General features: G+C 65.6%; 22 protein-coding genes. 15 read left to right on the top strand and 7 right to left on the bottom strand.

Features of this window, described 5'->3' with window-relative positions:
• Window position 1 precedes the first annotated feature (1 nt).
• The 3 genes from M2335_RS02190 (at window position 2) to M2335_RS02180 (ending at window position 3,454) form a co-directional block, all read left to right on the top strand.
• The gene (locus tag M2335_RS02190; RefSeq protein WP_264593636.1) at window positions 2-1,252 is read left to right on the top strand and encodes an MgtC/SapB family protein; all 1,251 of its coding nucleotides are present in this window, start codon (window positions 2-4) and stop codon (window positions 1,250-1,252) included.
• A gap of 113 nt (window positions 1,253-1,365) precedes the next feature.
• On the top strand, window positions 1,366-2,463 hold the full coding sequence (locus M2335_RS02185; RefSeq protein WP_413716097.1) for a branched-chain amino acid aminotransferase: 1,098 nt from the start codon (window positions 1,366-1,368) through the stop codon (window positions 2,461-2,463).
• Between the two features lie 94 nt (window positions 2,464-2,557).
• Window positions 2,558-3,454 (top strand): pirin family protein, encoded by an 897-nt coding sequence (locus M2335_RS02180; RefSeq protein ID WP_264593634.1) that lies wholly within the window; start codon window positions 2,558-2,560, stop codon window positions 3,452-3,454.
• Between the two features lie 31 nt (window positions 3,455-3,485).
• Here the strand turns inward: M2335_RS02180 and M2335_RS02175 are convergent, their stop codons facing one another.
• A complete protein-coding gene (locus M2335_RS02175) occupies window positions 3,486-5,036 on the bottom strand; it encodes a winged helix-turn-helix transcriptional regulator (protein ID WP_264593633.1) in 1,551 nt (516 codons plus the stop codon).
• A 216-nt stretch (window positions 5,037-5,252) separates the two neighbouring features.
• Between M2335_RS02175 and M2335_RS02170 the strand changes: the two genes are divergently transcribed.
• From M2335_RS02170 to M2335_RS02155, 4 genes are all read left to right on the top strand, one after another.
• Complete coding sequence (locus M2335_RS02170; RefSeq protein ID WP_264593632.1) at window positions 5,253-5,816, top strand: hypothetical protein; 564 nt, start codon at window positions 5,253-5,255, stop codon at window positions 5,814-5,816.
• Between the two features lie 218 nt (window positions 5,817-6,034).
• Window positions 6,035-6,970, top strand: a complete 936-nt coding sequence (locus tag M2335_RS02165) for an SDR family NAD(P)-dependent oxidoreductase (protein WP_264577161.1) — start codon at window positions 6,035-6,037, stop codon at window positions 6,968-6,970.
• A 33-nt stretch (window positions 6,971-7,003) separates the two neighbouring features.
• Entirely contained in the window at window positions 7,004-7,990 is a 987-nt protein-coding gene (locus tag M2335_RS02160; protein ID WP_264593631.1) for a zinc-dependent alcohol dehydrogenase family protein, read from the top strand.
• A 32-nt stretch (window positions 7,991-8,022) separates the two neighbouring features.
• Entirely contained in the window at window positions 8,023-9,018 is a 996-nt protein-coding gene (locus M2335_RS02155; RefSeq protein ID WP_264593630.1) for an alpha/beta hydrolase, read from the top strand.
• 75 nt (window positions 9,019-9,093) lie between these two features.
• On the opposite strand, the gene M2335_RS02150 is transcribed toward M2335_RS02155, so the two are convergent.
• The 5 genes from M2335_RS02150 to M2335_RS02130 all read right to left on the bottom strand — a co-directional run bounded on the left by M2335_RS02150 (window position 9,094) and on the right by M2335_RS02130 (window position 14,205).
• On the bottom strand, window positions 9,094-10,263 hold the full coding sequence (locus M2335_RS02150) for an amidohydrolase family protein (protein ID WP_264571772.1): 1,170 nt from the start codon (window positions 10,261-10,263) through the stop codon (window positions 9,094-9,096).
• A 168-nt stretch (window positions 10,264-10,431) separates the two neighbouring features.
• Complete coding sequence (locus tag M2335_RS02145; RefSeq protein ID WP_264593629.1) at window positions 10,432-11,331, bottom strand: TauD/TfdA dioxygenase family protein; 900 nt, start codon at window positions 11,329-11,331, stop codon at window positions 10,432-10,434.
• Window positions 11,332-11,419: 88 nt separating this feature from the next.
• Window positions 11,420-12,646: a glycerate kinase gene (locus M2335_RS02140; protein ID WP_264593628.1), complete on the bottom strand. Its 1,227-nt coding sequence runs from the start codon at window positions 12,644-12,646 to the stop codon at window positions 11,420-11,422.
• Window positions 12,647-13,615, bottom strand: coding sequence for an NAD(P)-dependent oxidoreductase (locus M2335_RS02135; RefSeq protein ID WP_264571769.1), 969 nt, complete (start codon window positions 13,613-13,615; stop codon window positions 12,647-12,649). It abuts the gene before it with no gap.
• Window positions 13,616-13,704: 89 nt separating this feature from the next.
• On the bottom strand, window positions 13,705-14,205 hold the full coding sequence (locus tag M2335_RS02130) for a MarR family winged helix-turn-helix transcriptional regulator (RefSeq protein ID WP_181561226.1): 501 nt from the start codon (window positions 14,203-14,205) through the stop codon (window positions 13,705-13,707).
• A 230-nt stretch (window positions 14,206-14,435) separates the two neighbouring features.
• Between M2335_RS02130 and M2335_RS02125 the strand changes: the two genes are divergently transcribed.
• Window positions 14,436-15,083: a c-type cytochrome gene (locus M2335_RS02125; RefSeq protein WP_264588050.1), complete on the top strand. Its 648-nt coding sequence runs from the start codon at window positions 14,436-14,438 to the stop codon at window positions 15,081-15,083.
• A 36-nt stretch (window positions 15,084-15,119) separates the two neighbouring features.
• Here M2335_RS02125 and M2335_RS02120 read toward each other — a convergent pair whose 3' ends face one another.
• Entirely contained in the window at window positions 15,120-16,241 is a 1,122-nt protein-coding gene (locus M2335_RS02120) for an NAD(P)/FAD-dependent oxidoreductase (RefSeq protein WP_264593627.1), read from the bottom strand.
• 100 nt (window positions 16,242-16,341) lie between these two features.
• On the opposite strand from M2335_RS02120, the gene M2335_RS02115 reads away from it, so the two are divergent.
• The 7 genes from M2335_RS02115 to M2335_RS02085 are packed head-to-tail and all read left to right on the top strand — an operon-like array spanning window position 16,342 to window position 23,303.
• The gene (locus M2335_RS02115; protein ID WP_181561223.1) at window positions 16,342-16,815 is read left to right on the top strand and encodes a prepilin peptidase; all 474 of its coding nucleotides are present in this window, start codon (window positions 16,342-16,344) and stop codon (window positions 16,813-16,815) included.
• 55 nt (window positions 16,816-16,870) lie between these two features.
• Complete coding sequence (cpaB, locus tag M2335_RS02110; RefSeq protein ID WP_181561222.1) at window positions 16,871-17,842, top strand: Flp pilus assembly protein CpaB; 972 nt, start codon at window positions 16,871-16,873, stop codon at window positions 17,840-17,842.
• Window position 17,843: 1 nt separating this feature from the next.
• Complete coding sequence (locus tag M2335_RS02105) at window positions 17,844-19,292, top strand: type II and III secretion system protein family protein (RefSeq protein WP_264573872.1); 1,449 nt, start codon at window positions 17,844-17,846, stop codon at window positions 19,290-19,292.
• A gap of 16 nt (window positions 19,293-19,308) precedes the next feature.
• A complete protein-coding gene (locus M2335_RS02100) occupies window positions 19,309-19,968 on the top strand; it encodes a CpaD family pilus assembly protein (RefSeq protein WP_264571764.1) in 660 nt (219 codons plus the stop codon).
• 1 nt (window position 19,969) lies between these two features.
• Window positions 19,970-21,259 (top strand): AAA family ATPase, encoded by a 1,290-nt coding sequence (locus M2335_RS02095; protein WP_264588054.1) that lies wholly within the window; start codon window positions 19,970-19,972, stop codon window positions 21,257-21,259.
• 46 nt (window positions 21,260-21,305) lie between these two features.
• Complete coding sequence (locus M2335_RS02090; RefSeq protein ID WP_264573875.1) at window positions 21,306-22,301, top strand: type II secretion system F family protein; 996 nt, start codon at window positions 21,306-21,308, stop codon at window positions 22,299-22,301.
• Between the two features lie 15 nt (window positions 22,302-22,316).
• Window positions 22,317-23,303, top strand: a complete 987-nt coding sequence (locus tag M2335_RS02085; protein WP_181561218.1) for a type II secretion system F family protein — start codon at window positions 22,317-22,319, stop codon at window positions 23,301-23,303.
• Window positions 23,304-23,366: the final 63 nt, after the last annotated feature.

Raw genomic sequence — 23,366 nt, 5'->3', positions numbered from 1 at the left:
CATGAGCCTGGCTCTGTCTCCATCGCTGATCGGGCTTCTCGCCGCTCTCGCCGCCGGCCTTCTGATCGGCCTCGAACGAGGCTGGACTCAGCGCGACAAGCAGGCCGGGCAACGGGTTGCGGGGTTTCGGACCTTCGGCCTGATCGGCTTTGCCGGGGGCCTGTCAGCGCTCCTGCCGGAGATGATCGCCGCGATCATGGCGCTGGGCGTGGTCGGCGCGCTGCTCATTGGTTTCGGTCAGGCGATTCGCGACGACCAGCTTTCCGCCACCACGATTGTCGCGGCGCTCCTGACCTTTGCCATTGGCTATGCCGCGCTGGCGCTCTCGCCAGCCATCGCTCTGGCGGCGGCGGGCGCGGCCTTCGTGCTGCTGAGCGCCCGCCATTCGATGCACGCCCTGCTGCGCGGGCTGACGGAAGGCGAGATCGAGGGCGTCGCCCGCTTTGCGCTGGTCGCCCTCGTCGTCCTCCCACTGCTGCCCGATGCCACTTATGGCCCCTACCATGCCTGGAACCCCCGCCAGATCTGGATGGTGGTGGTGCTGGTCGCCGGGCTCTCCTTTGCTGGCTATGTCGTCGCCCGTCGGTTCGGCAGCAGCCGGGGCGTATTGATGATGGCGCTGACCGGCGCCATCGTCTCGTCCACTGCCGTGACGGCCTGGTACGCCCGCCGCCTGCGCACCGAGCCGGAATTACGCGGCGTGCTGACCGCCGGCATCGCCATAGCCACCATCGTCATGTTCGTGCGCGTGCAAGTGCTGACTGCCATCCTCGTGCCCCGCGCCCTGCCCACGCTCGCGCTGGTGCTGGCGCCGGCGCTGGTCGTCTCGGCGATCATGGCCCTGCTCGCCTGGCGCCGTGACGATTCGCCGGATGGGCCACCGGTCAAGCTCGGCAATCCTTTCGATTTTGGCCCGGCACTGATGCTCGCCGGCTTCGTCGCGGTCTTCTCGCTGGTGGCGCGCTGGGCGCTGGATGTCTGGGGCGACGAAGGCATCGCGGTTGTCATCGGCCTCACCGGCTTCATGGATGTGGACGCGGCGGTGCTCACCCTTGCCGGCCTGCCCGCACAAACGCTCGACAATGCCACGGCGGGCTTCATCCTCGCCGCGCCGGTCTTCGCCAATACCGCCGTCAAAGGCGTGATGGCGCTCGTGCTGGCCGGGGGACGCAATGGCATCGTCGCATCCGCTCCGCTCTTTGCGTCCCTGCTCGCCTCGCTGGCGGGCGCTGCTCTGTTCTGGCTGAGCTGAGCGCGGCGCACCTGCAACGGCGCGGCAACCGATGCCACCAGCGGACGCGCGGGGGCATGACAGCCTGCGTTTATCCTGATACCGCCTCCGCCACCTGAACCCATCCAGCCTCAATGGACAGATTTCGCATGTTGGACTTCACGACCCAGCCGCTCGCCACCCCCACCTCGCCCGAGGACCGTGTTGCCGCCATGGCCACGCTCGGTTTCGGCACGCTCTTCACCGATCATATGGTGACGATCCGCTATACCGAGGGGCAGGGTTGGCATGATGCCGTACTGGGTCCGCGCCAGCCGATCCCGCTCGATCCGGCAGCGGCGGTGCTCCATTATGCGCAGGAGATTTTCGAGGGGCTCAAGGCCTATCGCCTGCCCGACGGCTCCGTCGCCAGCTTCCGCCCAGAGGCCAACGCCGCCCGCTTCAACCAGAGCGCCACGCGTCTTGCCATGCCGCATCTGCCCGAGGAGCTTTTCGTCGAGAGCATCCGCAAGCTGGTCGCGGCGGACATCGACTGGGTGCCGGATGCGGACAAGGGCAGCCTGTACCTGCGCCCCTTCATGTTCGCCAGCGAGGCCTTCCTCGGCGTCCGCCCGGCGCGCGAATATGTCTATTGCGTGATCGCGTCCCCGGTCGGCGGATATTTCAAGAGCGGCAAGTCGGCCGTGACGCTGTGGGTCAGCCATGATTATGTCCGCGCGGTCCCCGGGGGCACCGGTGCTGCCAAGTGCGGCGGCAATTATGCCGCGAGCCTGCAGCCACAATCCGTCGGCATCGAGCATGGCTGCGACCAGGTGCTGTTCCTCGACGCGGTCGAGCGCAAATGGATCGAGGAACTGGGCGGCATGAACATCATGTTCGTGTTCAATGACGGCACGATCATCACCCCGCCGCTCAACGGCTCGATCCTGCCCGGCGTCACCCGCGATTCGTTGCGGCTCGTCGCCGAGGACGCCGGCTACACGGTGAAGGAGGAACCCTACAGCTTCGAGCAGTGGATGGCCGATGCCAAGAGCGGCAGGCTGAAGGAAGCGTTCGCCTGCGGAACCGCTGCCGTCATCACGCCCATCGGCGAGGTGCGCTCGACCCAGGGCGATTTCATCATTGGCAATGGCGATGGCGGCGAGGTGGCCCGCGCGCTGCGCGAGGCGCTGGTCGGCGTGCAGCTCGGCCAGAAGCTGGACCAGCATGGCTGGATGACCCGCCTGGCCTAAGCGGGTTGGCCTGAACGGGCCGGCAGACGGCCGGGAACGGAGCGGGTCATTCTGCATAAGGATATGAACAAGTCTATCTGAAGGAGCAGACCCGATGACCTTGCGCCAGACCGGCATCGACAGTGTCGACATGATCATCCTGCCGCCCGTGCGCGATTTGGGCGACGGCTTTCAGGTCCGGCGCGCGCTGCCATCGGCCCATCGCCGGATGGTCGGCCCCTTCGTGTTCTTCGATCAGTTCGGCCCGACGACCTTCTCGGCCGGCGAGGGCCTGGACGTCCGCCCCCATCCGCACATCGGCCTCGCCACGGTGACCTATGTGCTGGAGGGCGAAATCCTCCACCGCGATTCGCTGGGCAAGGTCCAGCCGGTGCGCCCCGGCGCCGTCAACTGGATGACGGCAGGGCGCGGCATCGTCCATTCCGAGCGCAGCGCCGATGATACCCGCGCCGCAGGCGGGCCGTTGTTCGGCCTTCAGACCTGGGTCGCGCTGCCGCAAGCGAAGGAAGAGGTCGATCCGGCTTTCTTCCATCACCCCGCCGACACGATTCCCGAAACGGAGGCAGAGGGCGTGCGCATCCGCGTCGTCGCTGGGAGCAGCGACGGGCTGACCTCGCCGGTGCAGGCCTTCTCGGACATGCTCTACGCCGACGTCACGCTCCAGGACGGCGCGCGCTACCGGCTGGGCACCGACCATATCGAACGCGCGGTCTATGTCATCTCGGGCGGACTGGCGGTGGAAGGCCAGAGCGGCGGTTTCAACGCCGGCGAACTGGTGATCTTCAAGCCGGATAGCGAGATCGTCCTGCGCGCCAATGGCCCGACCCGCATCATGCTGGTCGGCGGCGAGCCATTGGATGGGCCACGGCACATTTACTGGAACTTCGTTTCCAGCTCCCGCGATCGCATCGAGCAGGCCAAGGACGACTGGCGGCAGGGCCGGTTCGACACCGTGCCCGGCGAGCGCGAGTTCATTCCGCTGCCCGACTAGGCTCTCGCAATCTCAGGCCGGGCGGAGGCCTTCAATCCCGATCCATTTCCTGGATCGCCCGCTCCCGATCGAGCTGGACTTCGGCATTGTGCGTCAGCGCATCGAATGTCGTCATGAAGCTGTCGAGCTGGTCGGCAGGGATGCCCTGAAACAGGAACTCGCTGCGCCGAACCGCTGTCTCCTCGATGATCTGGCTCACCGCGCGTCCCTTCTCGGTCGGACCGAAGAAGCCGTGGCGGCGCCCTGGTCGCCCGGTGCGCTCGATCAGGCCGATCTCGATGAGATGATTGACCGTGCGGCCCGCCTGGCTCTGGTCGCGCGCCAATGCCAACACCAGCTGAGGCCAGCTGATCGGGGGATTGCGGCAGATTTCCGCCATGACCCAGGTCTCGAAATTCGAAAGGCTCGTCTGGCGCTTATGGGCTAGGGCACCGCCGCGCAGCATGTAGGAGCACAGAGTGACGAAGGGCGGCAACACGCGTGAGCGGTCCGCCGCCACACCGTTTTCGTCCGGCAGGCCCTCATCGACGAGATCCTGAAATGCCACGGTTTCGAGCCGCTGGTTGCTCGCCGCCTGCTTGCGCTCCTGCTCGAACAGGGCGATCGCGCGGGTCAGCAGCAGGTCCAGCACGCCGGAGAGCGTCTGAAGCTCCTCGTCGCTGATGCCGAAGGTCAGCTCCCGATTGCGCAGCTCGGCATGGCGCTGCAGTCGATCCGCCAGCTGCTTGCCGCTCGGGCTAAGCCGGATGGGGCTGCGGATGCCGCTGCGCAGCAGCAGGGCGACCTCGCCCATGCGCTTGATCGCACGGCTGATCTGCGCCTTGTCGACACCGCAGGCCAGGGAAATCTGCGCGAGGGTCATGCCGCCCTGGACATGAAGGAGCAGCAGGATCCGGCGGTCCAGCTCGTTGATATGCGCGGTGCGGGCGAAGGAGATATTCGCGCTCTCGCGGGCATTGCGCAGAAAGACCCAGAGCTTGGACTGGAACCGGGCCTGACGCTCATCCCGCGGCCCGGGCGCCGGCGACGGCGCATCGACGGCGATGCCGTCGAGCAGGACATCCAGCTGGCGATCGAAGGAACTGTCAGTCCCGGAAGGCTCTACGCGGGCCTGCTCGACCAGCGTCCACCCGATCACGAAATGCTCGAGCGCCTGCGCGATCACGCGGGCTTCATCGAGCGCGAGGCCGACTTCGCACAAGGGTGCGACGGCGTCCGGCGTCCCCACCGCGAGAGGAAAGCGCGAGGCGACGTGCGCGAACAGCCTGGCGCCATCGCGACTGGAGAGCATAGCGACCCGGCTGGTCTGCGCGCGCAAGGCAAGGCGACCGCGCCAGCCCGGGCCTGCGGCGGCGCCCTCGGCAGCACGCACCATATCCTGCGCCAACGCCGTCAGAAGTTGATCGTCGCTCGCGAAATGCTCTTCGATCTCGGCCGGATCGGCTTCAAGGTCGGCAGCGACGGCCTGCAGAGTGCATCCCTCCAGTCCCGCCCGGCCCAACAGGGCCAGACCGGCGCTGATAATCGAAGCCCTGCTGATGCGCGCCCGGACCGAACCGAGCGCCGCGCGCCCCTTATTCATGATGACCGATCCCCAAAGACCCACCTTTCGCGTGATTCGGCCAGATTCATCGCATTTTCGAGCAGCGGTCAATGTTTATGCAAAATAATCAGACATGATCGTCATCCCCGAGCGATCCGTAAAATCGTTAGACCCGCAATAGATGGCGTAGTAAGATTTTCGCCACGCGGACGACCGCGTCACGAGAAGACAAGATATGTGGGAGCGAGAGGACCGGTGATCAGCAAATCCGTGGCGGCAGTCAGCGCCTTCATCATCGTCGCAGCCGGACTGAGCGGCGTGGCCCAAGCGCAGGGCAGCCTGAACGACCAGTTGGCGACCTGCGCGAGAATTGGGTCCACGGAAGCCCGCCTCGCCTGCTACGATTCGGTGGCGCAGTATAATCAGCCGCAAGGCGGCACCTCTGCGCCCGCGCCTGTGCCGGGCGCGGCCGGCTCCGGCAGTGCGAGCCGCACACCTACGCCCGCACCGGCTGCCCCGCCCGCTCCGGCCGCGACGAGCGGCTTTGGCGCCGAGCAGGTGGAGCGCGCCACGCGCCAGCCCCGCGCATCGCAGGAGGACAAGGAAACAAGCGCCACCGTGGCAAGCGTGCGCGAGATCGGCCCGGGGCTCTGGCAGGTCACGCTCGGGGATGGCGCGGTCTGGCGGATGACCGAGCGGATGACCGCCTTCCAGCCGCCCGCCCCCCAGGACTCGGTCACCATCCGCAAGGGCGCGCTCGGCAGCTATCTGATGCAGGTCGGGCGGCAGGCGGCTGTGCGCGTGAACCGCGTGCGCTGATCGCGCGCGGCATCCGGCGGAAAGACCTAATCAACAAACCGCTGGCTTGCTGCAAGCAGGGTCGGACCCGCCTCTGCTCTGACTTATCGCCTAATCGACTGTCGCGCACCGCAGTCACGCCACGCACGCGCCGCCGCTTTTTTGTGGACTTAGTCATCCTGATCTCGATAGGGCCGTGCCATCCCGCATGAGCAGGCGGATTGAGGAGAGGTGATCTGATGTTGAACGTGAGTGGCAAGACGGCCTTCATCACCGGCGGCGCAAGCGGCATGGGCTGGGGCATGGCAAAGGCCTTCGGTGAAGCGGGGATGCGGGTCATCATCGCCGATATCCGCCAGGACGCGCTCGACCAGGCGATGGAAGGCTTTGCCAAGACCAATCTGGCCGTTCACGCCATCAAGCTGGATGTCGCAGACCGCGATGGCTGGGCCCGCGCCGCCGATGAAGCCGAGGCGCAGTTCGGCAACATCCATGTGCTGGCGCTCAACGCCGGCGTGGGCGTCACCGGCTCGATGCTGACGGCGACCTACAAGGACTGGGACTTCAACATGTCCGTCAATGTCGGCGGCGTCGTTAACGGGCTCGTCACCATGCTGCCGCGGATGCTCAAGCATGGCGAGGAAGGGCAGATCGTCGTCACATCCTCGACCGGCGGCTTTTCTGCGGTCGGCAATGCCGGGCTCTATTGCGCCGCCAAGTTCTGCGTGGCCGGCATGTTCGAAAGCCTCGCCACCGATCTGCGCGGCACCGCGCTTGGCGCCTCGGTCTTCTTCCCCGGCCCGGTGCAGACCCAGCTCGGCAGCACGACCAACGCCACCCGCCCCGAGCATCTGCGCAACGATGCGCCGCCCCCGGCCCCCGAGGCCGTCGGCGCGAAGAAGGATGCGCGGCCGGCACCCGGCTTCGACCCAAGCCTCTTCATGTCCAGCGAGGAAGTAGGCGAGCGCGTGCTGCGCGGTATCCGCCGCCGCGACCTGTTCATCATGACCCACCCGGAGTTCCAGCACGGGATCGAAGCGCGCAGCAAGGCGCTGGTCCGTGCCATTCCGGTTGAAGCGCCGAACGAGGCCCGGGCCAACCTCGTCGCCCAGTTCGGAACGCTCATGTACAACCCAATCTACGACGAGCAGCAGCCGCTCGACGAACCGCTTTGAGACGGCGGAGCTGACCGCAACAGGAGAGAACAGATGGCAAAGGTCGTCCGCGTACATGAACTGGGGCCTCCTGACGTGCTCCGTTTTGACGAGATCGCGGTCGGCGCGCCCGGCCCTGATGAAGTGCGGATCAGGGTCGAAGCCATTGGCCTCAATCGCTCCGAAGCGATGTTTCGGGCAGGGCGCTATCCCACCAAGCCGACATTGCCGACGCTGATCGGCTATGAGGCCTGCGGCGTCATAGAAGATCTGGGCGATGGAGTGTCCGGCTTCGCCGTCGGTGATCGGGTCTGTGCCCTGCCCATGTATCCGCTCGGCCAATATGGCGTCTGGGCCGAGCAGGCAATCGTGCCGGCCCGCTGCTTGCTGCACGCACCACCCGGGCTCAGCGCCGCGCAGGCTGCAGCAGTGTGGATGCAGTATATGACAGCCTATGCGGTCATCGAGGTCGGCAAGGCCGGCATCGGGGATTATGTGATCATCCCCGCAGCCTCCAGCAGTGTCGGTCTCGCTGCGATTCAGCTCGCCAACTGGGCCGGCGCCGTCTCGATTGCGGCCACGCGCACCAGCGACAAGGCCGAGGCGCTCAAGGCGCACGGGGCCGCCCATGTCATCGCGACCGGGGAGACGGATCTGGTTGAGGCCGTGATGCAGATTACCGACGGCAAGGGTGCGCGGCTTGTGTTCGACCCGGTGCAGGGGCCGTATGTGCAGACGCTCACCAGCGCGATGGCCGAGCGCGGCATCCTGTTCATCTATGGCAGCCTGTCCGAACAGCCGACCCCCTATCCGCACTGGAACATGGCCTTCAAAGGCCTGTCAATGCGCGGCTGGGTCGCCTCGGAGATCTGGAACCACCCCGAGCGGTACAAGCGCGCGCAGGAGCACATCCTGCTGGGATTGAAGCTGGGCAAGCTCAAACCGGTGATCGCGCGCACCTTCCCGTTCAGCGAGATCGTGGAAGCCAATCGCTATCTGGAATCGAACCAGCAAATCGGGAAGATCGTCGTCACTGTCTGAACCGGATGGCGGCGTCGCTGCGGGAGAGAAATATGGCGGATGAAGAGCACGGCCAGACCAGCGTGAAACTCCCGGCGCGGGACATCCCGCCACCCCGGACGATCAGCCCGCAAGCCCGGCAAGCGCTGATCGATGGCGCCGCCACGCCGGCGACGGACTGGCCGAGCGCAACCGATCTGGCAGGCTGGCGGGAACGGCTGGCGGCCAGCAACGCCATGTGGGAGCCGATGGCGCAGGCCATGCTCGCCGCGCTACCGGTGACCATCGACACCGTGCAGATCGCTGGCGTGACCTGCCATGATTGTGTGCCGCACGCCGGAACAGCTGATGATGGTCCGGTCTATCTCTTCATTCATGGCGGCGCCTTTGTCTTCGGCGGTGGCGCGTTTGCAGAGGCGACCGGCGCCCGGCAGGCAGCGGCGCTGGGCTGCCGGGTCGTCTCGGTGGATTATCGTATGCCGCCCGACCACCCTTACCCGGCTGCGCCGGAGGATTGCCTTGCGGTATATCGGGCGTTGCTGGCCGGGACCGATCCGCGCCGCATCGTGATTGGCGGCAGTTCCGCCGGCGGCAATCTCGCCGCGGCTGTGACGCTGATGATTCGCGATCAGGGCCTGCCGCTCCCCGCCGGTCTCGTGCTGCTGACGCCCGAAGTCGATCTGACCGAGTCGGGTGACAGCTTCCTCACCAATGAAGGGCTGGATGTGGTGCTCAAGCGCGGGCTGCCGGAGTGCAACGCGCTCTACGCCAACGGCCATGACCTCACGCAGGCCTATCTTTCCCCGCTCTTCGCCGACTTCACCAGCGGCTTTCCGCCGACACTGGTGCAGACCGGAACGCGCGACCTCTTCCTCTCCAATTCCGTGCTCTTCCACCGCAAGTTGCGAGAAGCGGGCGTCGATGCCGAATTACAGGTGTGGGAAGCAATGCCGCACGCCGGGTTCGGTTGGGGCGAGGTGCCGGAGAACAGGGAAATCGAGCGCGAGGTTGAGCGGTTCATCGCGCGCGTAGTGCCGCAGCCTACCTAACGCTGCCTCAGGCTGGCCATAAAAAAAGGGAGAGCGCGCGCCCTCCCTTTTCCTATCTCACAGCGAATTGCGCGCTTACTCAGCGGCAATCGCGTCGACGCGGGCCGGAATGTCCAGCCCATAGAGCTTGGCGGCATTCTCATAGGCAATCTTGCGCACCAGCGCCGGATCGGCGCCCTCGGTGAACTCCGCCAGCACCTTGCGGCTGTTCGGCCAGATGCTGTCCGGGTGCGGATAGTCCGTCGCCCACAGCAGCTTGTCCTCACCGTAGAACTTGTGCAGCGCGATTGCCGTCGGGCTCTGCTGGAACGTGCCGTAGACCTGCCGCTTGAACAGCTCGGACGGCTTCATCTTGTGCGGAATGCCGCCGCGCGCGTTCCAGAATTCTTCGGCTTCCCACAGGCGCCAGTGGCGATAATCCAGTTCCTCGATCACCCAGGGCAGCCAGCCAATGCCGCTCTCTGCAATGACGATCTTGAGGCCGGGGTGACGCTCGAGAATGCCCCAGGCAAACAGGTCCACGAACGGATCCATGAACTGCTCGATGAACATCTTCACGTGCAGGAAGGTGGCGCCGGGGCTGCCCTTATACTTGTCGAACGCGCGGCTGACGCTCGGGAACACGGTCACGTGGAAGGAGAGAATGATATTATTCTCCTCCAGCATGGTCCACAGCGGCTCCCAGCGCTCGTCCTCAAGGCGCGGCTGGGCCATGGCGATCTGCAGATTGGCCTGCTTGAAGCCGCCCAGATCGACGATCTTCTGCAGCATCGCGACGGCCGCCTCCGGCTCGGGCGGCAGCATCGGCACGCCGATCAGCCGGTCGGGAGCGGCGGAGCAGAACTCCTTGAGCCATTCATTATAGGCGCCGTAGCAGGCGTCGCGCAGTTCCTTATCGTCGAAATCGAGCGAGGTGACCGGGCCGAAGATGACATGCGCATACACGCCATCCCGATCCATGTCGGCCAGTCGCAGTTCGGCGACCGCAGGGCGACGCTCGGTCTGATCGACAATGCCACCGCGATCCAGGGCGGTGAAGATCGGCTTGGGGCCGGTCATCGTGCTCGGCGCACCCGACCAGCCGCCCAGGCTTTTACCGTCGCTCATCCAGGTGGCGCGGCCATCGACCATCTCGACCTTGGGGCCGCGATCCTTCAGATGGTCGGGCAGCCGGCTCGTCCAGAGATCGGTGGGAAGTTGATTGAGATCGAGGTGATCGTCACAACTGATCAGCGGATAATCCATGGGCCTGCTCCTCTCGCCTGAAGACCGAATGAAACGAGGACGGCTTTGTGCCGTCAGCCTTCGGTCCTCAGCAATGTAATTAGCTACCTAACTATCTTGCAGCTTTTCATGGAGCAATGCAAGCATTTCCGTCGCCTTTGCCCTTCGGTTCAACCCGGCTGGCGCCGCTCAACTGGAAATGGCGCGTAACGGCGCGGTGATCGCGCTGCGCTCCTCGCCATATTCATTGACGTTGGCGCGGCGCAAATCCCGCTTGTAGCGCACATAATCGAACGCAGTCCCGCGGTGCAGCGCATAGCGATTGTCCCAGATCAGCAGGTCGCCCTGGCGCCATTTGTGCGCGTAGATAAACTTCTCCTGACTGGCGAAGGCGATCAATTCGTCGATCAGGGCCGTGCCCTCGGCATCGCTCAGCCCCTCGACGCGGAACGCATGGCTGCCCACGAACAGGCTCTTGCGACCCGAGGGACTGATTCGCACCATAGGCTGCATCGCGCCCGGCATGATCTCGCGGATACGGGCCGCTTCCTCGGGGCTGGCGCCGCCCTTGATGCGGCTGGCCGCAAAGCTGTGCTCGGCAACAAGAGTCTCGATACGATCCTTCATCGCCTGCGGAAGTTCATCATAGACATGGCGCAGATCCACGAACTGGGTGTCGCCGCGCTCCGGCGGGACAATCACACCGCGCAGCATCGACCATTTGCTCGGCATGTCGTTGAAGCTGCTGTCTGCGTGGAAAATCTCATTGCCCTTGGCGAACTTGGCCCGCAGCGATTCGCGGACCACAATCTCGCCGTTCACGTCGAGATTGGAGGCATCGTAGAGGCCATAGGCCATCCGGCGCGGCTCATCCGGCCGATAGACGCCGGGCAGTTCGAGCGGCCCGAAGGCACGGGCGAAGCGCAGATGCTCCTCATCCGTGATATGCCCCTGGCCGCGGATGCACAGCACGACATGCTCGTCCATCAGGCGTTCGACGAGATCGATCAGCGGCTGATCGGGGACTTGCGACAGGTCGGGGCCGGACAATTCGGCGCCAAAAATCGGATGCAGCCTCCTGACGTCCATAGCACCTCTCCCGTCTCACACGTTTGTGCAGCTTCTATTAATTCCGATTCAAATGATTTGCAAATTCAATGCTTGCGATGCCGAGCCGTCAAGGATCGACCAGGATGATCCGCAAATCGTTGACGTTGGTGAGCGTCGGTCCGGGCGTGAACAGCGCGCCCACCTGACCCAGCGCGCCCCCGGCATCGTTGGCGGCCTGCACCGCCTCAACATCGATGCCGGCCTCGTCCAGGGCAAAGCCGGTCTCCCCATCGACATAGGCGCCCGCGACATCCCGGTTGCCATCCACCCCGTCCGTATCGGCAGCCAGCGCGGCCACGCCGGGATGGTCGGCGATCTGCCCGGCCAGCTCCAGCGCATATTCCTGATTCGGGCCACCGACCCCATGGCCGGTGACCGTCACCGTCAGTTCGCCGCCCGAGAGCAGCGCGCAGCGTTGGGCACGATTATGCGTCAGGATCGCGGCCTGGGCATGACGGCGCGCGACCTCGCGCGCATCGCCATGGGCCTCCCGATCGAGAATGACCGGTTCATAACCCTGCGCCTGCAAAAATGCGGCGGCGGCATCCAGCGCGTCATCGGGGCGGACGACCACCTCAAACCGGCTCTCCGCCAGGCGGGGATCATCCGGCTTGATCGATTCGCTCCAGCCGCCCGGATCGGCAATGCCATAGCGCGCCAGCACGGCCTGCGCCTGTGCCACCGTGCTTTCATCGCCCACGGTCGGGCCGGAGCCGATGTCCTGCGGCACATCGCCGACCACATCCGAGACGGCAAGGGTCACGACCTGCGCCGGCCAGGCAGCCGCCGCGAGACGCCCGCCCTTGATACGCGACAGGTGGCGCCGCACCATGTTGATCTCGCCGATCGACGCGCCGGAGCGCACCAGCGCGCGGGTCACCGCCTGCTTGGCCGCGAGATCGAGCGGCGGCGATGGCGCTGCGAGCAGGGCCGAGGCCCCGCCCGAAAGGAGCACCAGCAGCAGATCGCCTTCCCCCGCGCTTTCAGCCAGGGCGAGACAGCGCTCCGCCGCCGCAAGACCTGCCGCATCCGGCACGGGATGGCTGGCTTCAACCAGTTCAATGCGGGTGAGCGGGCCGCCGTAGCCGGTGCGGGTCACGGCGAGGCCGGTGGCATCCGGCCAGCGCTGCTCCACCGCCTGCGCCATCGGCACGGCGCCCTTGCCTGCGGCGATGACGAGCACGCGCCCTTTGGGCCGGGGCGGCAGGGCCGCAATGATCGTCTCGGCCCGCTTGCACGCCGCCACAGCGACGGCAAAAGCCTCCTCCAGCAAAGCGCGCCGGTTCATCGCCATTTAGCGGGCCGCCAGGAAGGTTGCGACATTCTCGCCGGTGCGCCGCGCCACTTCCGTCACCGCCTGTGCGCTCAGCCATGCCGAGTGCGGCGTGACGATCACATTGTCGCGTTGAGCAAGGCGCAGAATGGGGCTGCCCGGTGGTGGCGGCTCGACCGGCGCCACATCGATTCCGGCGCCGCCGATATGGCCTGACGCCAGCGCGTCCTCCAGCGCATCGAGATCGATCAGGGCGCCGCGCGCGGTGTTGATGATGACGGCACCGGCCTTCATGCCGGCCAGCGTCTGCGCGTTGAGCATGTGCCGCGTGTCGTCCGTCAGCGGGCAATGCAGGCTGATGATGTCGCTGGTCGCCAGCACCTCCTCGAAGGCCAGCCGCCCCTCACCGGCCGGCTGCCCCTGGCGCCCGGCGAACACAACATCCATGCCCATCGCCTGCGCGCGGCTGGCGACGGCCTGCGCAATCGCGCCGCTGCCGAACAGGCCGAGCCGCTGCCCGGCAAGATCCCGCACGGGTGCAGCGAAGACGCAAAAGGCCTGGCCATTCTCCCATTGGCCATCGACAACCGAATTGCGGAACGGCACCAGCCCGCGAGCGAGCGCGAGAATCAGCATCATCACATGCTCGGCGACGGATGTGCCGGCGTAACCCACCACATTGCGCACTTCGATGCCCCGGGCCTTGGCCGCGACGCTGTCGACCACGTCCGTCCCGGTCGCCGTCACGGCAATGAGCTTGAGGTCCGGCAGCGCGGCAAGCATGGCGGCGTCCAGCCGCACCTTGTTGATGATCGCCACCTGCGCGCCGGCGAGGCGAGCCGCCACATCCTGCGGCTCGGTGAAATCATGCTCGATCCACTCATGCGCGATATCGGGCCGGGGAATCTCGAACCCGCCCATCGTTATCTTGTCGAGATGCACAATGCGCGGCGCGCCGTGCGCTGCCTGCTCGTTCGTGCCCGTTGCCATGCGGATCGCTCTCCCTAGATCGTTCGCAATGCAACTATCTAGCGCGGCATGCCAAGTCCAGCGCCTGATGCAACGGACCCGACGGGCAATCAGCCCATTGGAGATTCGTACAGCAATCTCATGAGCTTGTCGGTGACGACATTGACCTGATCGATCTCCTTGTCGCTCAGCCCTTCCAGCACGGACGCACGGAAAGCGTGGGCAACAGCCATGATTTCATCCAGCGCCTCCTGCCCGGCCGGCGTGAGTTGGATCAGCTTGGTGCGCCGGTCGCTGGGGTCCTGCAACCGCACCACCAGACCATCGGCTTCCAGCGTATCGAGCATCCGTGTGAGGGTCGGCCCTTCGATGCCGATCCGCTTGGCGATGGCAATCTGCGCGCTCGGTTCCGGCGACCGGGCGATCGTCGAGAGCGCTTCCATGCGGGCCGAGCCATAGCCCAGCGGACGCAAGCGCTCGTCCAGCATCGCGCGATAACGGCGCGCGACGAGGATCATGCGATAGGTGAACCCATATTCGCGATCCAGCCGGCTCCCACCGGTGATCGTCGGCAGGACGATGGCTGCCGGTTCCTCAGAATTCTCAGCCAATAGTAACCCCCACGTGGCCGGCGCGCCTGATTGCAAGTCGTTCCAAAGGCCCGATCATTTGCCCCCTGTCAACCCGAGAGCTGAAGCCCGGCCGGATTGCCGCCCAGCCGGCCGGCGTATCGCAATGCACAATTGAGTGTTGACGCTGCCCGTCCGCCACGCCAGATGCTTGGGCACAAGCCCGTGAGGGTTGGAGAGGACGACAGAAAAGATTGTTGGGAGTTGCTGCAATGTCCACCCTTCGCGCGCTGTCGACTCGCGCTCACGCTGCCCTGATCCTGCCTTGCCTTGCCGTGCTTTCGGCCTGTGGCGGCAGTGCCGAACCGGTCCAGAACAATGTTTCCGAACCTGACAATGTGCAGGAAAACGCCGTGAACGCGGCGGTGGTGCCTGTCACAAATGAAGCCAGCAATCAGGCGGCGGCGACACCCGCGCCGGCTGCCGGGGCGACAGAGGCTGCAGCGACAAAGCCTGCCGCCGAAACCGCAGCACCCAAGGAAACCGCAGCGGCCGCACCGGCCCCCGCGAAGGTCGCAACCTCGGCACCCGCCAGTGCTCCGGCTGCCGCGCCGGAGGGCGATGCCGCCAATGGTGCCAAGCTGTTCGCACAATGCCGCGTGTGCCACTCTGTCGAGCCTGACAAAAATGGTCTTGGCCCGTCGCTCCACGGCGTGGTCGGCCGCAAGGCCGGCACGCTCGCCGGGTTCAATTACTCGCCGGCCGTCAAGGGCAGCGGCATTACCTGGTCGGCATCTGCGCTGAACACCTATCTGCGCTCGCCGATGAAGGCGATGCCGGGCACGAAGATGGCGTTCGCGGGCATTGCCGACGATGCCAAGCGCGCCGACGTCATCGCCTATCTTCAGACCCTCAAATAAGCCGCCAGGCTGAAGCCGAGCCAATAAGGTCCGGCTTCAGCGGGACGACCCGAACCGATCCGGCGCGTAGATGGATGCATCGATGTGCCGGACCGCCGTCGGCAGCGCCTCGTCGAGCAACGTGGCCGCGCCGATCTGTGCTGCGGCCGGCGCCGTTTGCATGCCGAAACCGCCCTGTCCCGCGAACCAGAAAAAGCCGGGCACAGCCGCATCATAGCCATAGACCGGCAGCCGGTCGGGCGCGAAGCTACGGAGTCCTGCCCATTTATGCTCCACGGCCGCGACCGGCCAGTCGGTGACCTGCATGAACCGATCGACCGCGCGCGCGACATCCAGCTCTTCCGGCACCACGTCGCGTGCATCGTCCGGCGTTTCGTCATGCGGGGTCACCCACAAGCGCCCCTGCCCTTCCGACTTGAAGTAGAAGCTTCCATCGAGCGCGATGACCAGCGGGACATGCGCGGGCGCCGTTGGGCAGCGCAGTTGCACGACCGTCCGGCGCAGGGGCGTGATGCCCAGCGGCACGACGCCGCAACGCCGGGCGACATCATCGGCCCAGGCGCCGGCTGCATCGACGATGATGCCGCACGACAGCGGCCCGTCGCTGGTCTCCACAGCCCAGCCAGCGCCCTCGCGGCGCGCTGAAAGCAGCCGATTCGTCAGCCGCTCTTCCACGCCGCCGCGTCGTGCGGCCCGCCGATAGGCAGCGAGAAGCCCGCCGGTATCGATGTCCGCACAGGAGGGGGCCGCGACACCGATCGTCCATTCGTCACGGATGCCCGGCACGGCCTCGGCAACCGCCTCACGCCCGAGTCGCGTGAACTGGACATCGCTGCTCGCGAAATCGGCGATCAAGCGGTCGGCAAGCCCCTGCTGATCATGGCGGCCAAGGTGGATGGCGCCGCGCGGCGAGAGAAAGCCATGCTCGGAAAATGACGGTTCCGGCCGCGCCAGCATCGGCCCGCTCGCACTGGTCAACGGCTGTACGCCGGGACCACCATAGGTCTCTTCCCAGAACGCCACCGACCGCCCGGACGCGTGATAGCCGGGCTGATCTTCCTGCTCGATGAGCATGACCCGAGCGCTGCCGGCAATGCCTGCGGCCAGACTGAACCCGGCGATCCCGCCGCCGACGATAAGGATATCGACCGAGGTCATCGGCGCCGCTCCGAAGCGGGGGCAGGCCGGCAAAGCCAGGGAATACGCCCCAGATAGTGGTTACGCTTTGGTAAGGCGTACACTCTAGTCGTGCCCCATCATGTCGGGTGTCTGGATATCGACAGCGCTCAGCGCCATGCTGGCTTTGCTCCTCATATGGGGAGCGACGACGGACCTGCGCAGCCGAATCATATCCAACCGCCTCAATCTGGCCATCGCGCTACTCGCGCCCTGCTGGTGGTGGGCCAATGGCCTGTCCTTCTATCCTGACGTTCTGCTGCAAATCGGCCTGGCCGCCGCAGTTTTCCTGCTGTTCACGGGCTTGTTCGCGCTCGGCATGATGGGCGGGGGCGACGTCAAGATGCTTGGCGCGCTGGCCTTGTGGCTTCCGCTGGCGGCAATGTCGACCCTCATCATCGTCATGGCGCTGATCGGCGGCCTCGTCACTATCGTGACCGTCGTCCACCACCGGACGACGCGCCGAATCGGCCAGCCGGAGATCCCCTACGGCGTCGCCATTGCGCTCGCGGGCCTTTGGGTTCTCGGCGAACGCTATCTTAACCATTTGACTTAATGATCACGCGGATTGGGGCCGGGGGTGGCTCCGCCGACTGGAGGCGAGTTTCGAAATGGAACCGAAGAAGATCGCGCTGCTTGCTGGCGCGTTGATCATAGCGGTGGCGGCGGCGTTTCTCGCCCGGTCCATGTTCACCAGCGGCGGGGGATCGCCACAGGCAACGGCATCGGCCATGCCCGATACCGCGCAGATGCCGCATGTGCTGGTGGCGACCAAGCCGCTGCCTGTCGGGACGATCGTCGGGCCGGATGCCTATCGCTTCCAGCCCTGGCCGAAGGAACTGGTCGAGGACGCCTATTATATTCAGGGGAAAGCCGACGAGGCCCAGATGGTGGGCGCGGTCGTGCGCACCGCCATTGCTGCTGGGCAGCCGGTCACGCAGGGATCGCTGATCAAGCCGGGCGATCGCGGCTTTCTCGCCGCAGCCCTCAGCCCCGGCATGCGCGCCGTGACGGTGCCCGTCTCGGTGCAGAGCAGCGTTGCCGGTTTTGTTTTCCCCGGTGATCGCGTCGATCTGGTTCTCACGCAGAGCGTGCCTGGCGGCGGCGACGGCCCGCCCCTCAAGGTCTCCGAGACCATCCTGCGTAACCTGCGCGTGCTGGCGACCGATCAACGCACCAACGCCCTCGACGAATCGGGCAATCCGGTGGTGCGGACATTCTCCAACGTGACCATGGAAGTCACGCCGCGCATGGCCGAAAAGATCAGCGTCGCCCAGACTGTCGGTGCCCTGTCGCTGGCGCTGCGCTCGCTGGCGGACAACACGCAGGAGCTGGAAGCCGCGCTGGCCTCCGGCGACATCGATGCGGTGGATGCCGAGAATGGCGGCAACACGCTGATCACCGCCGCGCGGCCGGTCGATGGCCGCTCCACCTATTCCACCGGTGCCGACGTCTCGCGCTATCAGCGCAGCACGGTTCCCGCCAAGCCCATCGATCCCTCGGGCGCGCCGTCCGGCAATGGTCCGATGGTGCGCGTGGCGCGGGGGACGGCGGTCACCAATGTCGAGCTGGGGAGCAAGTGAGATGAGCAGCCCGTCTAGGCTCCGTATGGCGCGCACCGCGACCGGCGTTCTTGCCACCGCGCTCGCCCTGACCGTCAGCGCTACCGTGGCGCCCGCCCTTCATGCCCAGGCGACCATGGCGCCCAAGACCGACGGCACGCTGCTGCTGGCCGTTGGCGAAAGCCGGGTGATCAACCTGCCGGCCAATCTCACCGACGTGGTGATCGCCAACCCCAATGTGGTCGATGTGCATGTCCGCTCGCAGCGGCAGGTCTATCTGATCGCAAAGGCATCGGGCGAAACCAACGTGTTCATCACCGCGCGCGACGGCAAGATGCTCTACGCCAATGCCGTGCGGGTGGGGAACAACATCACCAGCATCGACCAGATGCTCCGCCTCGCCATGCCCGAATCGGACGTGCAGGTGAACACCATGAACGGCATGGTGCTGCTCACCGGCACCGTCGCAGCGCCGGAAGACGCAGCGGAGGTCCAGCGGCTCGTCCAGGCCTTCTCGGGCGCCGACACCAACGTCGTCAGCCGACTGCGCACCGCGACGCCGCTGCAGGTCAACCTGCAGGTCCGCATTGCGGAAGTGAACAAGAACTTCACGAAATCGCTCGGCTTTAACATCCTTACGCAGGATACGACGGGCGGCTTCCAGTTCGGCATTGGCCGGGGCAACCCCGGCTCGCTGGCGACGGGCCAGTTCAACGTCATCGAGAATGGCACGTCCATGGCCTTCGCGGGCAATCTGCTCGGCCTCAACGTGCTCAGCACGCTTGATCTCGCAGAGAATCAGGGCCTGGCGGTCACGCTGGCCAATCCGAACCTGACGGCCCTCTCCGGCGAAACGGCGAGTTTTCTCGCGGGTGGCGAGGTGCCGATCCCCATCGCGACCCAGCAGCAGGTCAGCGTCGAATATAAGCAATATGGCGTCAGTCTGGCATTCACTCCCACGGTGCTTGCCAATGGCCGCATCTCGATGCGCGTGCGGCCCGAGGTCTCGCAGCTCGACAGCAGCTCGGCGGTGCGCGTGAGTGGGTTCGACATTCCCGGCATCCAGACCCGCCGCGCGGAGACGACCGTGGAACTGGGCTCGGGCCAGAGCTTCATGATCGGCGGCCTGCTCTCCACGGCGAGCGGCAACACGATCGAGAAGACGCCGTTCCTGGGCGACATCCCCATTCTTGGCAATCTGTTCAAGTCGCAGAGCTATCGGCGCCAGGAAACCGAGCTGGTGATCATCGTCACGCCCTATCTCGTGCGCCCGGTCGACGCGCGCCAGATCGCGCTGCCGACTGACGGTTATCGCAGTGCCGATGACGCGCAACGCATTCTGGGTGGTCAGATCCACGACGGTAGATCCGGCGATGCCCGGCCCACGCCGCAACCCCTGCCTCCCAAGACGGTCGAGCAGGGCAGCGTCGCCGCGCGCTCGGGCAATGCCGCACCCGGCTTCAGCTTCTGAGGTGGAAGGACGAGAGATGACCAAGACAAGCTTCTTCCGCACAGCCGGCACCACAACCCTGATGGCACTGGCCCTCATCGGTCAGTCCGCCAATGCCCGCTCCCGCGAGGTCAATCGCGGGGTCGAGCCAGTGCATCAGCCGGTCGTCGAGCGCACCGATTTCGTCTTCGACCTGAGCCCGGACGGCGCAGGCACGCTCAGCCGCATGGACGAGCGCCGGTTGACCGTCTGGTTCAACGCCCTCGGCCTTGGCTATGGCGACCATGTGACGCTCGCCGGCGATACCAGCGGTTCTCTGGCGCTGCGCGATGGCGTGACGCAGGTCGTGGGGCGCTACGGCCTGCTCGTGGATGGCGAGGCGCCACTGACGGCAGGCGCACCGCCCATCGGCGGCCTGCGCGTCGTGGTCAGCCGCTCGGTCGCCAGCGTGCCGGGCTGTCCGACATGGCGGGACAAGGCGGAAGCCAATTTGAGTGGCGGCCTGAGCGACAATTATGGTTGTGCCATGGCCACCAACCTCGCAGCCATGGTCGCCGATCCACGCGACCTGGTCGAAGGACGCGAGGGCGGTCTGGACGTCACCAACGTCGTGAACAGCAAAGCCATCAAGACCTATCAGGAGACGGCCCCGACGGGCGCCGGCGGCCTGCAGGGCATGTCGGTGGGAGGCAAGTGAGATGAACGCACCCTGGAAAGCCGGCGGACCGCATGGCCGCGATGCGTTTCACGCCTATGTCTGCGACGATCATAGCCTTGAGGTACTGCGGACGGCGGTGCAGGAGATGGGTTGGCCCACCGAAAAGCTCTACAAGGGCGGGCTGCGCAATGCCGTGCAGTCGCTCTCGATGTCTGCAAGCCCCAACATTCTCTTCGTCGACCTCTCCGAATCGGCTGACCCGCTCACCGACATCAACAGTCTGGCGGAGGTGTGCGAGCCGGGCACGGTGGTGATTGCCTCGGGGCAGGTGAACGACGTGCGCCTGTACCGCGATCTCGTCGCCAGCGGGCTGCAGGATTATCTGCTCAAACCGCTCGCCGTCGACACCATGCGCGACATTCTCACCGGCGCTCAGGCGGTCTTCCTGACGCCCAAGGCCGAGGTGGCGAGTGAGCGGGCGCACATGATGGTCTCTGTCGTTGGCGCGCGCGGGGGCGTCGGCGCCTCCACTGTCGCCACGTCACTCGCTTATCTCACCAGCGCGCGGGGCAAGCGCTCGACTGCCCTGCTCGATCTCGACGTGCATTTCGGCACCGGCGCCCTCGCGCTCGATCTCGAACCGGGGCGCGGCCTCACTGATGCGGTGGAAAATCCCAGCCGCATCGACGGGCTCTTCATCGAGCGCGCCATGGTCCGCGCCAGCGAAACGCTGGCCGTGCTCTCGGCCGAAGCGCCGATCAGCCAGCCATTGCTGACGGACGGATCGGCTTACTTCCAGCTGGAGGAAGAGCTGCGGTCTGCTTTCGAATGGACGTTCGTGGATATGCCGCGTGGCATGTTGGTCCAGCACCCGCATTTGATCCACGAATCCAGCGCCATCGTGCTGATCACCGACTTCACGCTCGCGGCGGCCCGCGACACCATCCGCATCCTCTCCTGGCTCAAGACGAACGCCCCGCAATCGCAGGTGATCGTAGCCGCCAACAAGGTGCAGGTCGGCGTGGCGGAGATCACCCGCAAGGACTTCGAGCAGAGCATCGAGCGGGCCATCGACGTGGTGCTGCCCTATGACGCCAAGGTCACCGCCCAGGCGGCCAAGCTGGGCAAGACGGCAGCGGAAAGCGGCCGCTCCAGCAAGCTGGGCCAGGCCTTGCTCGATCTGAGCAACCGACTGAACTCGGCAGACCTCGCCGAGACGGGCGCCAAAGGCAAGAGCGGCGGATCGCTGATCGGCCGGCTGCTGGAGGTGAAGATCCCCGGCAAGGCGAAGAAGAAGATGGATGCCGATCCTGTGCCGGGCAATGATTGACGCGGCGCAAGCGCCTGCGAGCAAGACGTAACTGGATGAGACCCTGATGAATAGCCAGCTTCTCCTGCTGATCCTGCTCGCGGCGATGGCCATCGCCTTGCTGGTCATGGCCCTCTCGGGGCCGTCCGCAGACCGCGTCGGGAGCCGCCGGATCGCCGCCATTCGTGGGCGCCATGCAAGCAGCGAGAGCAACCAGATCGAAGCGCGGATGCGCAAGGCGATTGCCGCGCGGGGGCTCGATCAGGGGCATCTGTTCACATCGCTGATCCCGAACCCGGAACTGCTCGCCACCCGACTGCGCATGACGGGCAAGAAATGGACGCTCAGCCAATATGTCACGACATCCGTCGCGCTGGCGATTGGCGTGCTCGCCATCATGGTGCTGCGCGATTATTCGTTTCTTCTGTCGGTGCTCGTCGCGATTGCGATCGGCTTCGGGATTCCGCATTTCGTCGTCGGTCGGCTGATTGCGCGGCGGGTCAACAAGTTCACTACCAATTTCCCTGACGCGCTCGACCTGCTCGTGCGCGGCCTGCGTTCTGGCTTGCCCGTGGGCGAGACAATGATGGTCGTCAGCCAGGAAATCCCCGGGCCGGTGGGTGAGGAATTCAAGCTCATCACCGAGCGGATCAAGATCGGCCAGTCGATGGACCAGGCGCTGCAGGAAACCGCCGCCCGCCTCGGCACGGCGGAATTCAAGTTCTTCTGCATCACCATCAACATCCAGCGCGAGACGGGCGGCAATCTGGCCGAAACGCTCGCCAACCTCAGCAACGTTCTGCGCCAGCGCGCGCAGATGAAGCTGAAGATTCGCGCCATGTCGTCCGAATCCAAGGCATCGGCCTACATCATCGGCGCTCTGCCCTTCATCGTCTTCGGGCTGATCAGCTGGATCAACTTCAAATATATGTCGGCCTTTTTCATCGGCGATCCCAATGGCGTGTTCGGCCTCAGCCTGATGCAGGTCATCGCCATCGGCGCGATGATGTGGATGAGCATCGGTGTGTTCATCATGGCCAAGATGATCAGCTTCGAGATCTGAGGGGAGCGCGCGATCATGCAATCCACCGGCGCCACGCTCTTTGGCCTCACCGCAGCCGATCTCGGCACCTTGCTTGCCGCCATGGCGACCTTCGCCGTGCTGGTCGCGCTCTACGCCGCTACGACCGTGCGCAACCCGATGGGTCGGCGACTGCGGGCGCTGAACGATCGCCGCGAGCAGCTCAAGGCCGGCATCATCGTTGCCCCGTCCAAGCGGCGGACCAAGATAGTCCACCAGAGCGACACGACGGACTGGATGCAGCGCTTCCTGTCCTCGCTCAAGGTGCTGCAGGACGATCAGTTGCGGGATGCGCAGAAGAAGCTCGCCCAAGCCGGCATCCGCTCCAAGGAATATGCTATCGCGGTCATCTTCGCGCGGCTGGTGCTGCCGATCGCCGTGGGCGGCTCGGCGGCTCTGCTGATCTACGGTCTTGACCTCTGGCCGCACTGGGGGCCGCTCAAGAAGTTCGGCGCCTTCGCCGGGGCCCTGCTGCTCAGCTACAAGGCGCCGGACCTCTATGTCGGCAACAAGGTCACCAAGCGCTCCGATGCGATCCGCAAGGGTATTCCCGATGCGCTCGATCTGCTGGTGATCTGCGCCGAGGCCGGCCTGACCGTAGACGCCGCCTTCGCGCGCGTCGCCCGCGAACTGGGCTCGGCCTATCCCGAACTGGGCGAGGAATTTCAACTCACCTCCATCGAGCTCTCCTTCCTCACCGAGCGGCGCATGGCCTTCGAGAATCTGGCCGAGCGGGTGGATGTCGAGGCGCTCAAAGGTGTCGTCACCACGATGATCCAGACCGAGAAATACGGCACGCCGCTGGCCTCTGCGCTGCGCATCCTCTCCGCCGAATTCCGTCATGAGCGCATGATGCGCGCCGAGGAAAAAGCGGCGCGCCTGCCGGCGATCATGACCATCCCGCTGATCCTGTTCATCCTGCCGACGCTGTTCGTCGTCATCCTCGGCCCGGCGGCCTGCTCCATCAAGAAAGCGTTGCTGTAACCTCAGGTTACATCGCGGGCCGCCTTGCGGTCAGGCCGTCCCTGCGCCACTAGGGCCAGAATC

Origin of the sequence: Sphingobium sp. B12D2B, assembly GCF_025961775.1 — a bacterium.
Lineage (GTDB): Bacteria > Pseudomonadota > Alphaproteobacteria > Sphingomonadales > Sphingomonadaceae > Sphingobium.
This window is presented reverse-complemented; position numbering and strand designations above follow the sequence as displayed.

What these genes read in the sequence shown, in the direction of transcription:
- M2335_RS02190 (WP_264593636.1), top strand. Translation starts at nt 2, where the DNA reads ATGAGCCTGGCTCTGTCTCCATCGCTGATCGGGCTTCTCGCCGCTCTC.
- M2335_RS02185 (WP_413716097.1), top strand. Translation starts at nt 1,366, where the DNA reads ATGGACAGATTTCGCATGTTGGACTTCACGACCCAGCCGCTCGCCACC.
- M2335_RS02180 (WP_264593634.1), top strand. Translation starts at nt 2,558, where the DNA reads ATGACCTTGCGCCAGACCGGCATCGACAGTGTCGACATGATCATCCTG.
- M2335_RS02175 (WP_264593633.1), bottom strand. Translation starts at nt 5,036, where the DNA reads ATGAATAAGGGGCGCGCGGCGCTCGGTTCGGTCCGGGCGCGCATCAGC.
- M2335_RS02165 (WP_264577161.1), top strand. Translation starts at nt 6,035, where the DNA reads ATGTTGAACGTGAGTGGCAAGACGGCCTTCATCACCGGCGGCGCAAGC.
- M2335_RS02160 (WP_264593631.1), top strand. Translation starts at nt 7,004, where the DNA reads ATGGCAAAGGTCGTCCGCGTACATGAACTGGGGCCTCCTGACGTGCTC.
- M2335_RS02155 (WP_264593630.1), top strand. Translation starts at nt 8,023, where the DNA reads ATGGCGGATGAAGAGCACGGCCAGACCAGCGTGAAACTCCCGGCGCGG.
- M2335_RS02150 (WP_264571772.1), bottom strand. Translation starts at nt 10,263, where the DNA reads ATGGATTATCCGCTGATCAGTTGTGACGATCACCTCGATCTCAATCAA.
- M2335_RS02145 (WP_264593629.1), bottom strand. Translation starts at nt 11,331, where the DNA reads ATGGACGTCAGGAGGCTGCATCCGATTTTTGGCGCCGAATTGTCCGGC.
- M2335_RS02140 (WP_264593628.1), bottom strand. Translation starts at nt 12,646, where the DNA reads ATGGCGATGAACCGGCGCGCTTTGCTGGAGGAGGCTTTTGCCGTCGCT.
- M2335_RS02135 (WP_264571769.1), bottom strand. Translation starts at nt 13,615, where the DNA reads ATGGCAACGGGCACGAACGAGCAGGCAGCGCACGGCGCGCCGCGCATT.
- M2335_RS02125 (WP_264588050.1), top strand. Translation starts at nt 14,436, where the DNA reads ATGTCCACCCTTCGCGCGCTGTCGACTCGCGCTCACGCTGCCCTGATC.
- M2335_RS02120 (WP_264593627.1), bottom strand. Translation starts at nt 16,241, where the DNA reads ATGACCTCGGTCGATATCCTTATCGTCGGCGGCGGGATCGCCGGGTTC.
- M2335_RS02115 (WP_181561223.1), top strand. Translation starts at nt 16,342, where the DNA reads ATGTCGGGTGTCTGGATATCGACAGCGCTCAGCGCCATGCTGGCTTTG.
- cpaB (WP_181561222.1), top strand. Translation starts at nt 16,871, where the DNA reads ATGGAACCGAAGAAGATCGCGCTGCTTGCTGGCGCGTTGATCATAGCG.
- M2335_RS02105 (WP_264573872.1), top strand. Translation starts at nt 17,844, where the DNA reads ATGAGCAGCCCGTCTAGGCTCCGTATGGCGCGCACCGCGACCGGCGTT.
- M2335_RS02100 (WP_264571764.1), top strand. Translation starts at nt 19,309, where the DNA reads ATGACCAAGACAAGCTTCTTCCGCACAGCCGGCACCACAACCCTGATG.
- M2335_RS02095 (WP_264588054.1), top strand. Translation starts at nt 19,970, where the DNA reads ATGAACGCACCCTGGAAAGCCGGCGGACCGCATGGCCGCGATGCGTTT.
- M2335_RS02090 (WP_264573875.1), top strand. Translation starts at nt 21,306, where the DNA reads ATGAATAGCCAGCTTCTCCTGCTGATCCTGCTCGCGGCGATGGCCATC.
- M2335_RS02085 (WP_181561218.1), top strand. Translation starts at nt 22,317, where the DNA reads ATGCAATCCACCGGCGCCACGCTCTTTGGCCTCACCGCAGCCGATCTC.